Consider the following 13,183-nt stretch of genomic DNA (forward strand, 5'->3'; position numbering starts at 1 on the left):
ACGGCAATCGATTCAGACCAGGGCTGGCGCTCGAGCGGCCAATCGTCAACGTTGGCGCTGCCCCTCATTGCCCTGCCGGGCATTTCTCCCCGTTGACGGGGAGAAAGAAGCTGGCCGCAACTTGGCACCCCTTCTGCAACGCTGATGATTGGCGAAATCCAATGCAAAGGCGTCCTTCTCCGTCACTATACGGGGAGAAGTGCCCGGCAGGGCGATGAGGGGCAGCGCAAACTGGAAGCGATTGCCCTGCACGGCCTAAGGCTCAGGCCGAGCCGCGCTAAGCCGCCTTCTCCGCCAGCCGAGCCAGCTGCGTCATGACGACCGCTGAACCCGCCAGCCGCTTTTCCGGAGTAGACCAGTCGCGGACGAAAACGACGCTGTGGTCCGGCCGGATCTTGGCCAGCGCGCCCTGCTCGCCGATGAAGGTGACCAGTCCGACGGGGTTAGAGAACTCGCGCTTGCGGAAATGGATGACGACGCCCTTTGGCCCGGCATCGAGCTTTTCGACATTGGCCTTGCGGCACAGCGCCTTGATGAAGACGATCTTCAAGAGATGTTTCACTTCTTCCGGCAAAGGTCCGAAGCGGTCGATCAGCTCGGCGCCGAAAGCGTCGATCTCCTCGGTGTTTTCGAGATCGCCAAGGCGGCGGTAGAGCGCCAGGCGCAGCTGCAGGTCCGGAACATAGCTTTCGGGGATCATCACCGCCGTGCCGACGGCGATCTGCGGCGACCAGCCGCCATCCTGCACCTCGCCGGAATCCTTGACCTCGGTGACGGCCTCTTCCAGCATCTGCTGGTAAAGCTCGAAGCCGACCTCCTTGATGTGGCCGGACTGCTCCTCGCCGAGAAGATTGCCAGCACCTCGGATGTCGAGATCGTGGCTGGCGAGTTGAAAGCCGGCGCCGAGCGTGTCGAGCGACTGCAGCACCTTCAGCCGGCGCTCGGCGGTGTCGGTCAGCTTGCGGTTGGCCGGCAGCGTGAACAGCGCGTAGGCGCGCACCTTCGAGCGGCCGACGCGGCCGCGCAGCTGGTAGAGCTGCGACAGGCCGAACATGTCGGCGCGATGCACGATCAGCGTGTTGGCGGTCGGGATATCGAGGCCGGATTCGACGATGGTGGTCGACAACAGCACATCGTACTGGCCGTCATAGAAGGCGTTCATGATGTCGTCGAGCTCGCCGGGCGGCATCTGGCCGTGAGCAACAGCCACCTTTAGCTCGGGTACGGATTCACGAAGGAAATCATTGATTTCCGCCAGATCGCTGATGCGCGGCACGACATAGAAGGAATGACCGCCGCGGTAGCGTTCCCTAAGCAGGGTCTCGCGGATGACCAGCGGGTCGAAGGGCGAGATGAAGGTGCGCACCGCCAGGCGGTCGATCGGCGGCGTGGCGATCAGCGACAGTTCACGCACGCCGGTCAATGCCAGTTGCAGCGTGCGCGGGATCGGCGTCGCCGACAGCGTCAGCACATGCACGTCGCTCTTCAGGTCCTTCAGCCGCTCCTTGTGCTTGACGCCAAAGTGCTGTTCCTCGTCGATGATCAACAGGCCGAGATTCTTGAACGAGATCGACGAGCCGAGCAGCGCGTGAGTGCCGATGACGATGTCGACCGTGCCGTCGGCGATGCCTTTCTTGGCCTCGGCCAGTTCCTTGGCGCCGACCAGCCGTGAGGCCTGGGCGACGCGGATCGGCAGGCCGGAGAAGCGCTGCGAGAAGGTCTTGAAATGCTGACGCGACAGCAGCGTCGTCGGCACCACCACCGCGACCTGAAAGCCTTCCATCGCCGCAATGAAGGCGGCACGAAGTGCCACCTCGGTCTTGCCGAAGCCGACATCGCCGCAGATCAGCCGGTCCATCGGCTTGCCGGCGCCCAGGTCGCCCATGACCGAATCGATCGCCGTCTGCTGGTCGTCGGTCTCCTCATAGGGAAACCGCGCGGCGAATTCGTCATAGAGACCGTCGGCCGGCACCAGCGAAGGGGCAGCGCGCATCTGCCGCTCGGCGGCGATGCGGATCAACTGTCCGGCCATGTCGAGCAGGCGTTTCTTCAGCCGCGCTTTTCTGGACTGCCAGGCGCCGCCGCCGAGCTTGTCCAATGTCGCTTCGGCCGAATCCGAGCCATAGCGCGACAAAAGCTCGATGTTCTCCACTGGCAGGAACAGCCGGTCGTCGCCGGCATAATGGATTTCGAGGCAATCATGCGGTGCGCCGACCGCCTCGATGGTGCGCAGCCCGATGAAGCGGCCAATGCCGTGGTCGCTATGGACGACGATGTCGCCGGAGGACAACGCCGAGGCTTCGGCGATGAAATCGGAAGGACGCTTCTTGCGCTTCGAGCGACGGATGAGCCGGTCGCCCAGAATGTCCTGCTCGGCGACGACGACCAGTTTCTCGGTCTCGAAGCCGGATTCGAGCGGCAGCACGGCAAGTCCCGCCTGCCCCGGTTCGAGCTTTTCCGCCTCGGCCAGCGTGGCGACCGGCTCAAGGTTGCCGAGATGATGCTCGGCCAAGATCTGGCCGAGCCGGTCGAGCGAACCTTCGGTCCAGCCGGCGACGACGACGCGGCGGCGGGCGGCGCGCTCGTCGGCAATGTGTTTTACGACGACGTCGAAGACGTTGATGTTGGGGTCGGCGCGTTCCTCGACGAAGCTGCGGCCATGCCGTGAGCCGGCATGGAAGATTTTCCTGGCGCCGGCGTCGGGAGCGTCGAACGGCGTGAAGTCGATCGCCTCGCGCGGGCCAAGTGAGGCGATGAGGTTTTCCGGCGACAGATAAAGCAGGTCGGGCGGCACCGGCTTGTAGGGAACGGCGTCCTTCAGTGCGCCGTCGGCCTGCTTCCTGCGCGCCTCGTAGTGGTCGAGGATCAGCGCATGGCGCTCAGCCAGTGCCTCGTGCGCCAGATGGTCAAACACGACAGGCGTGTCCGGCAGATAGTCGAACACTGTCTCCAGCCGCTCGTAGAAGAACGGCAGCCAGTGCTCCATGCCGGCGAAACGCCGTCCCTCGCTGACCGCCGCATACAACCCGTCGTCGCGCGAGGGCGCGCCAAAAGCGTCGATGTAGCTGCGGCGGAAGCGGCTGATGGTCTCCGGCGTCAGCGCCACTTCGCTCATCGCCTGCAGCGCCATCGACTTGCGCTGGCCGGTGGTGCGCTGCGTGGCGGCGTCGAAGACGCGGATCGATTCCAGCGTGTCGCCGAAGAAATCGAGCCTGAGCGCTTCCGTCCAGCCCGGTGCGAACAGGTCAAGAATGCCGCCGCGCACGGCGAACTCGCCGACGCCGCGCACAGTCGGCACCCGCTCGAAGCCTGATATCTCGAGCCGCGACGCCAGTGCGTTCATGTCGATCTGGTTGCCGGGTTTGGCGTGAAATGTCTGCGCCTCGACGAGGCTTGCCGGCGGAATGCGCTGCAGCAGCGCGTTGGCGGTGGTCAGGATGACGGCGCGGTGCGGTTTTTTTGCCAACGCGATCATCGCGGTGAGCGCGTCCAACCGCCGCGCGGCTGCATCCGAGCCGGGCGAAACTCGGTCATAGGGCAGACAATCCCAGGCCGGCAGTTCGAGCACCGGCAGGCCAGGCGCGGCGAATGAAAGCGCCTCGACGATCGAAGGCAGGCGCTGGCCGTCGCGTGCCACGAACAGCACCGGCTTGTCGGGCGCGATCTCGTGCGCGGCCTGCACCAGCGCGAACGCTTCGTAACCGTCGGCGACGCCGTCGACGATGAACTGGCCGGCGCGGCCTTTCGGCAGGCCGATTGGGGGGATCAGGCTCATGAAATCACGTATTTCAGAATGTCATCGCCTGGCGCGACGCCAGGATTTTTTGCAGGACGGCACAGTCGATGTCAGCCGGAATCGGGCGTTCGCCGGTGATCACCGGCAGGAATTCGGTGTCGGGAACATCGAGGAGCCTCTCATATTGGTCGAGTTCGTCGCCGGTCAAGGCGCCGATCTCGGCGTCAGCGAAACTGCCGAGAATAAGGTCCATTTCGCGCATGCCGCGATGCCAGGATCGAAACAGAAGCTTGCGGCGGCGGGCGTCGAGCCCCTCGCTTGATCGTCTCGTTCCGGTCATTGTCCAGCATCCTTGCCTGAAGCGGCGCATATAGCGTGGATAGAGCGCGGTGTCAGCCTTGCAAGGCAGTGTGAGACGCCCGACAATCAACTTGTAATGATTGCATTCCTTCGCGCCCCTCTCTGTCCTGCCGGACATCTCCCCCACAGGGGGGGAGATTGGCAGCTTCGCCGCCGTGCCTCTTCTCCGCCGTTGGCGATTGGCGAAAGCGGAAGGACAGTCCGATCTCCCCCCTTGTGGGGGAGATGTCCGGCAGGACAGAGGGGGGCGCGAAGGAACTCGGCCCCAACAAAGTCCCGGTTGGCGCGGCGCAAATGAGACCTTCCCTCCTCGATCCGCTGTTTGTCCCGATCACCTCGCTTGCCGGTGTCGGGCCGAAGGTCGGCGCACTGGTCGAGAAAGTCGTGCCGGCCGATCTCGGCGACCGCGCGGCGCGCGCCGGCGACCTTCTGTTCGTGCTGCCGCACACGGTGATCGACCGTCGCAACCGGCCGGGCATCGCCGGTTCGGCTGAAGGCGCGATCGTCACCCTCGAAGTGCGCATCGATCGCCACCAGCCGCCGCCGCGCGGCAACCGATCGGTGCCGTACCGGATCTACGCCCATGACGACACTGGCGAAATCGCGCTGACGTTCTTCCATGCACACGCTGCCTACCTTGAAAAAGCGATGCCGGAGGGCGAGCATGTCGTGGTCTCCGGGCGCATGGAATGGTTCAACGGCCGCCCGACAATGGTTCATCCCGACCACATCGCGTTGGCCAGTGAGGCGGAAAACCTGCCGCTGGTCGAGCCGGTCTATCCGCTCACCGCCGGGCTCTCGGGAAAAGTGCTGCGCCGGGCAATCGGCCAGGCGCTCGCTCGCTTGCCGGTGCTGCCGGAATGGCAGGAGGGTGAGTTTCTGCGCCGCCGCAGCTTTCCCGCCTTCGGTGATGCGCTCGCCCGCATCCACAATCCCGCCGACCCGATCGACGTGTCCGTCGACGGCGCGGCTTGGCGGCGTCTCGCCTATGACGAGTTTCTGGCAGGCCAGGTGTCGCTGGCGCTGGTGCGCGCAAAAGTCCGCCGCCTGTCAGGACGACCGCTGGTCGGCGACGGCCGCTTGGTCGAAAAGCTGTGCGCCGCCCTTCCCTATTCGCTGACCAGTTCGCAGGAAATGGCGCTTGCCGAAATCAATGCTGATCTCGGTGACCCCGAACGCATGCTGCGCCTGCTGCAGGGTGATGTCGGCTCCGGCAAGACGGTTGTCGCGCTGCTCGCCATGGCGCGCGCTGTCGAGGCCGGCGGCCAGGCGGCATTGATGGCGCCGACCGAAATCCTGGCGCGCCAGCATCTTGCGACGATTGCGCCGTTGGCGGAACAAGCCGGCCTGCGCATCGCCATCCTCACCGGCCGCGAAAAGGGCCGCGAGCGCACCGAGACGCTGACCGGTCTGGCCAGTGGCGAGATCGACATCGTCGTCGGCACCCACGCCCTGTTCCAGCAAACGGTGACGTTCCACGACCTGGTCCTCGCCGTCATCGACGAGCAGCACCGTTTTGGCGTCCACCAGCGGCTCGCCATCACCGCCAAGGGCGACGCGCCCGACATGCTGGTGATGACGGCGACACCGATCCCGCGCACGCTGGTGCTGACCGCTTTCGGTGACATGGATGTGTCGAAGCTGACGGAAAAGCCGGCCGGTCGCCAACCGATCCGCACCGTCACCCTGCCGCTCGAGCGGCTCGATGAACTGGTCAGCCGCATGCGCGACGCCGTCGCCGACGGCCAGAAAATCTATTGGATCTGTCCGCTGGTCGAGGAGTCCGAAGAGATCAAGCTGATGTCGGCGGAGGACCGGTTTGCCTTGCTAAAGCCCCTGTTCGGCGACCGGATCGGCTTGGTGCACGGGCGCATGAAGGGCGCCGAAAAAGACGAGGCGATGCGCGCCTTCAAGGCCGGCGAGACACGCATCCTGATCGCCACCACGGTCATCGAGGTCGGCGTCGATGTGCCGGATGCGACGATCATGGTCATCGAGCATGCCGAGCGCTTCGGCCTCGCCCAGTTGCATCAGTTGCGCGGCCGGGTCGGGCGCGGCGAAAAACCGTCGTCCTGCGTTCTGCTCTACAAAAATCCGCTCGGCGCGACGGCATCGCGCCGGCTGTCGGTCATGCGCGAGACCGAGGACGGCTTTCGCATCGCCGAGGAGGATCTGAAACTGCGCGGCGAAGGCGAGTTGCTCGGCACCCGCCAGTCCGGCACACCGGGCTTCCAGGTGGCGCGCATCGAGGCGCATGCCGACCTGCTCGAAGCCGCCCGCGACGACGCGCGGCTGATCCTGTCGCGCGATCCGGAATTGCAATCCGAACGCGGCGAGGCCCTTCGCATGCTGCTTTATTTGTTCGGCCGCGACGAGGCGGTGCGGCTCTTGCGCGCCGGCTGAGGCCCGGCATCCGCAGGCGGATTGCCGATCTGGCCGCCGATCGGCATGCCGTTCAACGTCACCATTTTCGTCTTGACCGCTGGCGCCACCAGCCCGGCCGAAACGATCAGCTTGGCGCCGTCCTCGATCGTCATGTCGAGCAGCACGATATCGGATTTCGGCACATACATCAGGAAGCCGGTGGTCGGGTTGGGCGTGCACGGCATGAAAACCGCGATCAGCGGATCACCCTCCTGGTCGAGCTTCTGGTTGACCTCGGTTTCCTTCTCGCTGGCAACGAAGACCAGCGACCAGACGCCCTTGCGCGGGTATTCGACCAGCCCGACCTGGCGAAACATGTCGCCCTTGTTCGACAGCACGGTCTCGAAGATCTGCTTCAGCGAGCCGTAGATGCCGCGCACCAGCGGCATGCGGCCGAGCAGGCGTTCGCCGAACAGGACGATAGCCCGGCCGACGATATTGGCGGTCAGGAAACCGATCAGGGTGATCAGGATCAAGGCGACGATCAGCCCGAATCCCGGAACCGGCGCCGGCAGATAGCTATCGGGGTTGTAACGCGCCGGAATATAGGGTTTCACCCAGGAATCGACCCAGCCGATGAACGACCAGGCGATGTAGGCGGTGATCGCCAGCGGAGCGCACACGACAAAGCCTGTCAGGAAGTAATTCCGCAGCCGGGTCATGCCTGAGGTCTTGGAAGCATCGGACATGGTTCACCGCAGCGCTGATTTCGGCGCGACATTAATGAACCGCATTCGGCTTTGGAACTGCGAATTTTTTAAAAGATCAACTATGCCGCGACTTCCAGCGGCTCGATTTTCTCGAGCTCCGGCGCGAGTTTCCGTGCCTCGGTTTCGAGCTCGTAGGCCTGCTGAAAATTCATCCAGAATTCGGGCGTGGTGTTGAAGAACCTGGCGAGGCGAAGCGCGGTATCGGGAGTCAAGCCGATCTCTTCCTTGGCAATGCGTTCGATACGAGTGCGCGGAAGATTGAGCTTCTTCGCCAGCGCGCCAGCGCTCATGCCAAGCGGGAGGAGATATTCCTCGCGCAGGAATTCTCCGGGGTGAATTGGACGTGCGAACTTGAGCATAGTTCAGGGACCTCGAAGGATTAGGGCACGCAAGGAAGACGTATCAGGAATTGATACATGCATCCAGCCGCGGCGACCGCTATTCCACCGTCACCGATTTCGCCAGGTTGCGTGGCTGGTCGACGTCGGTGCCCATGAACACCGCGGTGAAATAGGCCAGCATCTGGATCGGCAGCGCGTAGATGATCGGTGAGATGATTTCTGGCACGTCCGGCAGCACGATCATCTCCATCGTCTTCACCGTGGCGTGTGCGGCACCCTTGCTGTCGGTGATCAGGATGATCTTGCCGCCGCGCGCCGCGACTTCCTGCATGTTCGACACGGTTTTTTCAAAAATGCGGTCATGCGGGGCAATGACGATCACTGGCATGTTCTCGTCGATCAGCGCAATCGGCCCGTGCTTCAGCTCGCCGGCGGCATAGCCCTCGGCATGGATATAGGAGATTTCCTTGAGCTTCAGCGCGCCTTCCATGGCCAGCGGGAAATTGGTGTCGCGGCCAAGATAGAGCACGTTCTTGTAGTGCGAGAGGTCGCGCGCGACCTTTTCGATCTGGCCGTCGAGTTTCAGGACCTGGTTGGCATAGCGCGGCGCTTCCGACAGTTGGCGAACCAGCGTCGTTTCCTGTTCCTGCGAAATCGTTCCGCGCGCCACGCCGGCCCGCACGGCAAGCGAGGCCAGCACCGACAGTTGACAGGTGAAGGCCTTGGTCGAGGCGACGCCGATCTCCGGCCCGGCCAGCGTCGGCAGGATAACGTCGGATTCGCGCGCCATCGTCGATTCGCGGACATTGACGACCGCGCCGATCTTCATGCCCGCCTTGCGGCAATAGCGCAGCGAGGCCAGCGTGTCGGCGGTCTCGCCCGATTGCGAGATGAAGAAGGCGGCGTCGGTCTTCGACAGCGGCATTTCACGATAGCGGAATTCCGAAGCGACATCGATGTCGACCGGCAGCCGCGCATAGCGTTCGAACCAGTATTTGCTGATCAGGCCGGCCAGATAGGCAGTGCCGCAGGCCGAAATCGCCAGCCGGTCGATTTTGGCGAAATCGAACGGCAGGTCGAGCGGCTTCGAGACGCCGCCAACGAAATCCACATAATGCGCCAGCGTGTGCGAGATCACCTCGGGCTGTTCATGGATTTCCTTCTCCATGAAATGGCGCCGGTTGCCCTTGTCGACCATGAAGCTGGTGCTGAGCGACTGCTGGCGCTTGCGGTCGACCTTGTTGCCGTCCATGTCGAAGATGGCGACGTCGTTACGGCGCACCACCGCCCAGTCGCCGTCCTCCAGATAGGTGATCGAATTGGTGAAGGGGGCAAGCGCGATGGCGTCGGAGCCCAAAAACATCTCGCCATCGCCATGGCCGACGGCCAGCGGCGGGCCGTTGCGCGCGCCGACGATGAGATCCTCGTCTCCCCTGAACATGATGGCCAGCGCAAAGGCGCCTTCCAGCCGCTTCAGCGCCTGGTGCGCGGCCTCGACCGGCTGCAGGCCCCTGGCCAATTCGCGCCCCACCAGATGTGCGACGACCTCGGTATCGGTCTGCGATGAAAATATGTAGCCGTCGCGCATCAGCTCGTCGCGCAATTCGGCGAAATTCTCGATGATGCCGTTGTGGACGATGGCGACGCCGTCGGAAAAATGCGGATGCGCATTGGTCTCGTTGGGCACGCCGTGCGTCGCCCAGCGCGTGTGACCGATGCCGATCATACCGTCGAGCGGTTCGTCCTTCAGCCGGCGTTCGAGATTGATCAGCTTGCCCTCGGCGCGGCGACGCGCCAGCTGGCCGTGCTCGACGGTGGCGACGCCGGCCGAATCATAACCGCGATATTCGAGCCTTTTCAGCGCATCGACGATCAGTGGCGCGACCGGCGAGTGACTAACAATTCCGACGATACCGCACATAGACGTTGCCCCGATTCCGGCATGAAAACCCGGCGCCATTTAGGGTTGGCCGGGCTGCCGCGAAAATCACATTGCGTTTCGTTCCGTATCAGCCGGAACGGTTCTGCACAGATGCACCATGACCGAGTGCGCTTGCAATCCGGTTACCGCAGCCAGGCTAGCCTTTTTTCCGGGCAGCCGCAGCCGAAGCAAAACGCTCGCGCAATTCCTTGCCCTTGCCGGGCAGCGTCCTCTGGCGGGCGCGGCCGAAGGCCAACCCATCGTCGGGCACGCTTTCGGTGATCACGCTGCCCGAAGCGATGTAGCCGCCCTTGCCGATTGTCACAGGCGCCACCAGCGAGGAATTCGAGCCGACGAAGGCGCCTTCGCCGATGTCGGTGAAGAACTTCGAATACCCGTCATAGTTGCAGGTGATGGTGCCAGCGCCGATATTGGCGCCGGCGCCGACGCGGGCATCGCCGATATAGGTCAGGTGATTGACCTTGGCGCCCTCCTCGACAACAGCCTGCTTGACCTCGCAGAAATTGCCGACCTTGGCTTTTTGCCGGAGATCGGCGCCTGGCCGCAGCCGCGCAAACGGACCGACATCGCAATCGGAAGCGATCGTGGCGCCTTCAATATGGCTGAAGGCATGGATCTTGGCGCCGGTGGCGATTGTCACGGCCGGCCCAAACCTGACATTGGGCTCAACGATCGTGTCGGCGCCGATCTCGGTATCGTGCGAAAAAAAGACTGTTTCGGGCGCGATCAATGTGACGCCGGAGAGCATGGCTTCGCGCCGCCGGCGGGTCTGCCAGATGCCTTCCGCCGCGGCGAGTTCGGCACGGTTGTTGATGCCGAGCACATTCTCGAATCCGGCCTCTGCCGCAACGACGTCAAGGCCTTGCCCGCCGGCGATCTCGACGATGTCGGTGAGGTAATACTCGCCCTTGGCGTTGTCGTTGCCGACTTGGTCGAGCAGCTGCAGCGCGTGCTTGCCGGCAACCGCCATCAGACCGCCATTGCAGAAGGTGATTTTCTTCTCCTCGTCGGTGCAGTCCTTTTCCTCGCGGATGGCGATGAGCTTGCCGCCCTTTTCGATCAGCCGGCCATAGCCGGACGGATTTGAGGTGCGGAAGCCGACCACCACGACGGCAGCACCTTCGGCCAGCTTCAGGCGCGCAGCAACCAGCACCTCCGGATCGATCAGCGGCGTATCGCCGAACATCACCAGGACATCGTCGTAACCCTTTGAGATCGCGTCGCGAGCAGCCAGAACGGCATGCGCCGTTCCGAGCCGCTTGTCCTGGACGAAGGTCTCCGCCTTCGGCGCGAATTTTTGCGTGGCCTTGCGCATCTCGTCCGCGCCATGGCCGATCACCAGCGCCAGATCACCGCTGCCTGCGGCTTCCGCAGCCTTGACGACATGGGCGACCATCGGCAGGCCGGCGATCGGGTGCAGCACTTTTGGCACAGCGCTTTTCATGCGCGTGCCTTCGCCGGCGGCGAGAATGACGGACAGGCAGGTTCTCTGGCTCATGGAATGGCAACCATATGAAAAGGGTTGGGAATCAAGGCATGGATTGGCGCCATGCTGCACCAATGCGGTTAAATTCCGGTGAGGTGGTCGAGCAACTGACTTTTAATCAGTAGGTCTAGGCGGGCGGCAGTCACTTTAATGCGTCGTCCCGGGTGGAAGCCGGAAGGGGAACTAAAACGTTCCGGTTCACTTCGATCAGGTGGTTACCCTACATCTCCGGTTTCCGCTTTAGCAGCGGCTGCAACCGCCAAGCCTTGGCGTTTGCGCGGAAATTGGCATCGGAAGATGGAATGAATTCAAACAGCCAGCCTGCACGACTTTACGCTCCTTACGTGGAAGCATTGTCAATGATCTGGCCATTTCCTGCTAGTGATAGGCCTTTTCCGTTATATTAGCATCTGATACGTTCGCTCGGGGGAGTTGTTCCTGCCATGCGCAGCGCTTGTTTTATCCTCATCCTATTGTTTACAGCTGTTTCAGCGGATGCGCTCGCAGATAGACGCGTCGCGCTGGTGATGGGCAATTCGGCGTATCAGAACGTACCCGGACTTCCTAACCCCAAGAACGATGCCAGTGACATGACCGCCAAATTGAAGGATTTGGGTTTCGAGGTAGTGACCGGTCTGGACCTCGACTTGGTCAGGATGCGTGGCACGGCACGCGACTTTATCAAGAAGCTCGATAAGGCGGACATTGCGCTGTTCTATTATTCCGGGCATGGCCTGCAGGTTAACGGCAACAATTATATGGCGCCTGTGGATGCGCACTTGTCGTCTTATGACGACCTCGATTTCGAGACCCTGCCGATGGACCTTGTTCTTGCGGCGATGGAGCGCAGTTCCAAGGTCAATCTTGTCTTCCTCGATGCCTGCCGGGACAACCCGCTCGCCGAGAATCTTGCCCGGTCGATGGGAACACGATCCGGTTCTGTGGGTCGGGGTCTAGCCAAGCTTGGCAGCGGTGTCGGTTCTCTCATCGCATTCGCAACGCAGCCGGGCAACGTGGCATTCGACGGGTCAGGTAGAAACTCTCCCTTCACAACTGCATTGCTCAGGCACCTCGGCACGCCGGGGCAGGATATCACCCGCGACCTCGTTCATGTGCGACGAGATGTGCTCGAAGCGACGTATGGAAAGCAAGTTCCATGGGACAATTCCTCGCTCACGGGCGATGTGGTGTTGAATCCTCTCCCGATTCAGGAGCCGAAGACGGAATCCGCCCGCACGCCGGTACCAGTCGGGCCTGACAATGCGGTTGAGATCGCTTATTGGGAAACGATCAAGGACTCGGCGGACAAGAGTTTCTTTCAAGCGTACCTACAGCAATATCCGAATGGCGCGTTTGTAGCCCTAGCTAAGTTAAAGATCGACGCAATAAACAGTCGGGTCGATTTGCAACGGCAGGCGACTGAACGACAAAAGGCAGAACAAGATCGCGTGCAAGGGAGGCCTGTCGGAAAGGCTTCAGACGACGTCAAGACCGTCGCCAGGCTTGAACAGCCCAATCCGGAAGTCCAAGCAGAGAGGTCTTCGGTAGATTCTGAGGGCTCCGGCGAACTTGCTCTTTCCACGCAGAGGGAATTAGTCCGAATCGGGTGCCTTATTGGCCAAGTCGACGGAAAATGGGGTTCCGCCAGCCAGAAAGCTTTGAACGACTATGCGAAGCGGCAAGGGATTAAGCTCGCGTCGGTCGAGCCGACGGGGGACCTTCTGAAAGGGCTGAAAGCGATTCCAGCTAGGGTCTGCCCCCTTTTTTGTGCTGACGGAATGGAGGCACGAGAGGGTCGTTGCGAGGGTGCAGGATTTGCCGGTTTAAGTGCTTTCGACGGAAGATGGGCTTTGACGAGACGTGCCACCAATTCGTTGTGCGGGTGGCGGGAGCTTACAGCAGATGTTTCGATCAAAAGCGGTAAGATTTCTGCCCCATCGTGGGAAGGAAAAATCGCGACCGATGGCACCTTAAGAATAATACATCGCTTTGTTGACGAGGGAAAAAAAGGAAGCAATATTTTGAATGGAAAGATAAAAGGTAATAGAGGTAAAGGGAAATTCTATCACGTAGGCGGAGAGTGTGCAGGGATTGTTGAAATCACCAAAATGTCACCAATTCAGTAAACAGTATCTATCTCGCAGATTGAGTATAGGCCAAATTCTGTGCGCCAGCATGGGTTTG

At 62.0% G+C, this 13,183-nt stretch carries 8 protein-coding genes; 2 read left to right on the forward strand and 6 right to left on the reverse strand.

Features of this window, described 5'->3' with window-relative positions; genetic code table 11:
• Window positions 1-277 precede the first annotated feature (277 nt).
• Complete coding sequence (gene mfd / locus AC0L16_RS20000) at window positions 278-3,775, reverse strand: transcription-repair coupling factor (protein ID WP_473622744.1); 3,498 nt, start codon at window positions 3,773-3,775, stop codon at window positions 278-280.
• 13 nt (window positions 3,776-3,788) lie between these two features.
• Complete coding sequence (locus AC0L16_RS20005; RefSeq protein WP_473622746.1) at window positions 3,789-4,076, reverse strand: FAD assembly factor SdhE; 288 nt, start codon at window positions 4,074-4,076, stop codon at window positions 3,789-3,791.
• Window positions 4,077-4,390: 314 nt separating this feature from the next.
• Between AC0L16_RS20005 and recG the strand changes: the two genes are divergently transcribed.
• A complete protein-coding gene (gene recG / locus AC0L16_RS20010) occupies window positions 4,391-6,499 on the forward strand; it encodes an ATP-dependent DNA helicase RecG (RefSeq protein WP_473622747.1) in 2,109 nt (702 codons plus the stop codon).
• Here recG and AC0L16_RS20015 read toward each other — a convergent pair.
• The 4 genes from AC0L16_RS20015 to glmU form a co-directional block, all read right to left on the reverse strand.
• Window positions 6,451-7,209 carry a DUF502 domain-containing protein gene (locus AC0L16_RS20015; RefSeq protein ID WP_473622748.1) on the reverse strand — a complete coding sequence of 253 codons (759 nt, stop codon included), beginning with the start codon at window positions 7,207-7,209 and terminating at the stop codon, window positions 6,451-6,453. The genes recG and AC0L16_RS20015 overlap by 49 nt on opposite strands.
• Window positions 7,210-7,289: 80 nt before the next feature.
• Entirely contained in the window at window positions 7,290-7,589 is a 300-nt protein-coding gene (locus tag AC0L16_RS20020; protein WP_077383967.1) for a HigA family addiction module antitoxin, read from the reverse strand.
• A 79-nt stretch (window positions 7,590-7,668) separates the two neighbouring features.
• Window positions 7,669-9,492 (reverse strand): glutamine--fructose-6-phosphate transaminase (isomerizing), encoded by a 1,824-nt coding sequence (glmS, locus tag AC0L16_RS20025; protein ID WP_473622750.1) that lies wholly within the window; start codon window positions 9,490-9,492, stop codon window positions 7,669-7,671.
• Between the two features lie 157 nt (window positions 9,493-9,649).
• Window positions 9,650-11,011 carry a bifunctional UDP-N-acetylglucosamine diphosphorylase/glucosamine-1-phosphate N-acetyltransferase GlmU gene (glmU, locus tag AC0L16_RS20030; protein WP_473622751.1) on the reverse strand — a complete coding sequence of 454 codons (1,362 nt, stop codon included), beginning with the start codon at window positions 11,009-11,011 and terminating at the stop codon, window positions 9,650-9,652.
• Between the two features lie 431 nt (window positions 11,012-11,442).
• Here glmU and AC0L16_RS20035 point away from each other — a divergent pair, with 431 nt between their 5' ends.
• The gene (locus tag AC0L16_RS20035) at window positions 11,443-13,125 is read left to right on the forward strand and encodes a caspase family protein (protein ID WP_473622752.1); all 1,683 of its coding nucleotides are present in this window, start codon (window positions 11,443-11,445) and stop codon (window positions 13,123-13,125) included.
• The last annotated feature ends 58 nt before the right edge of the window (window positions 13,126-13,183 follow it).

Source organism: Mesorhizobium sp. WSM4848, from assembly GCF_055811375.1.

Excerpts from the sequence above, each read along its gene's own strand:
- mfd (WP_473622744.1), bottom strand. The coding sequence starts at position 3,775 with ATGAGCCTGATCCCCCCAATCGGCCTGCCGAAAGGCCGCGCCGGCCAG.
- AC0L16_RS20005 (WP_473622746.1), bottom strand. The coding sequence starts at position 4,076 with ATGACCGGAACGAGACGATCAAGCGAGGGGCTCGACGCCCGCCGCCGC.
- recG (WP_473622747.1), top strand. The coding sequence starts at position 4,391 with ATGAGACCTTCCCTCCTCGATCCGCTGTTTGTCCCGATCACCTCGCTT.
- AC0L16_RS20015 (WP_473622748.1), bottom strand. The coding sequence starts at position 7,209 with ATGTCCGATGCTTCCAAGACCTCAGGCATGACCCGGCTGCGGAATTAC.
- AC0L16_RS20020 (WP_077383967.1), bottom strand. The coding sequence starts at position 7,589 with ATGCTCAAGTTCGCACGTCCAATTCACCCCGGAGAATTCCTGCGCGAG.
- glmS (WP_473622750.1), bottom strand. The coding sequence starts at position 9,492 with ATGTGCGGTATCGTCGGAATTGTTAGTCACTCGCCGGTCGCGCCACTG.
- glmU (WP_473622751.1), bottom strand. The coding sequence starts at position 11,011 with ATGAGCCAGAGAACCTGCCTGTCCGTCATTCTCGCCGCCGGCGAAGGC.
- AC0L16_RS20035 (WP_473622752.1), top strand. The coding sequence starts at position 11,443 with ATGCGCAGCGCTTGTTTTATCCTCATCCTATTGTTTACAGCTGTTTCA.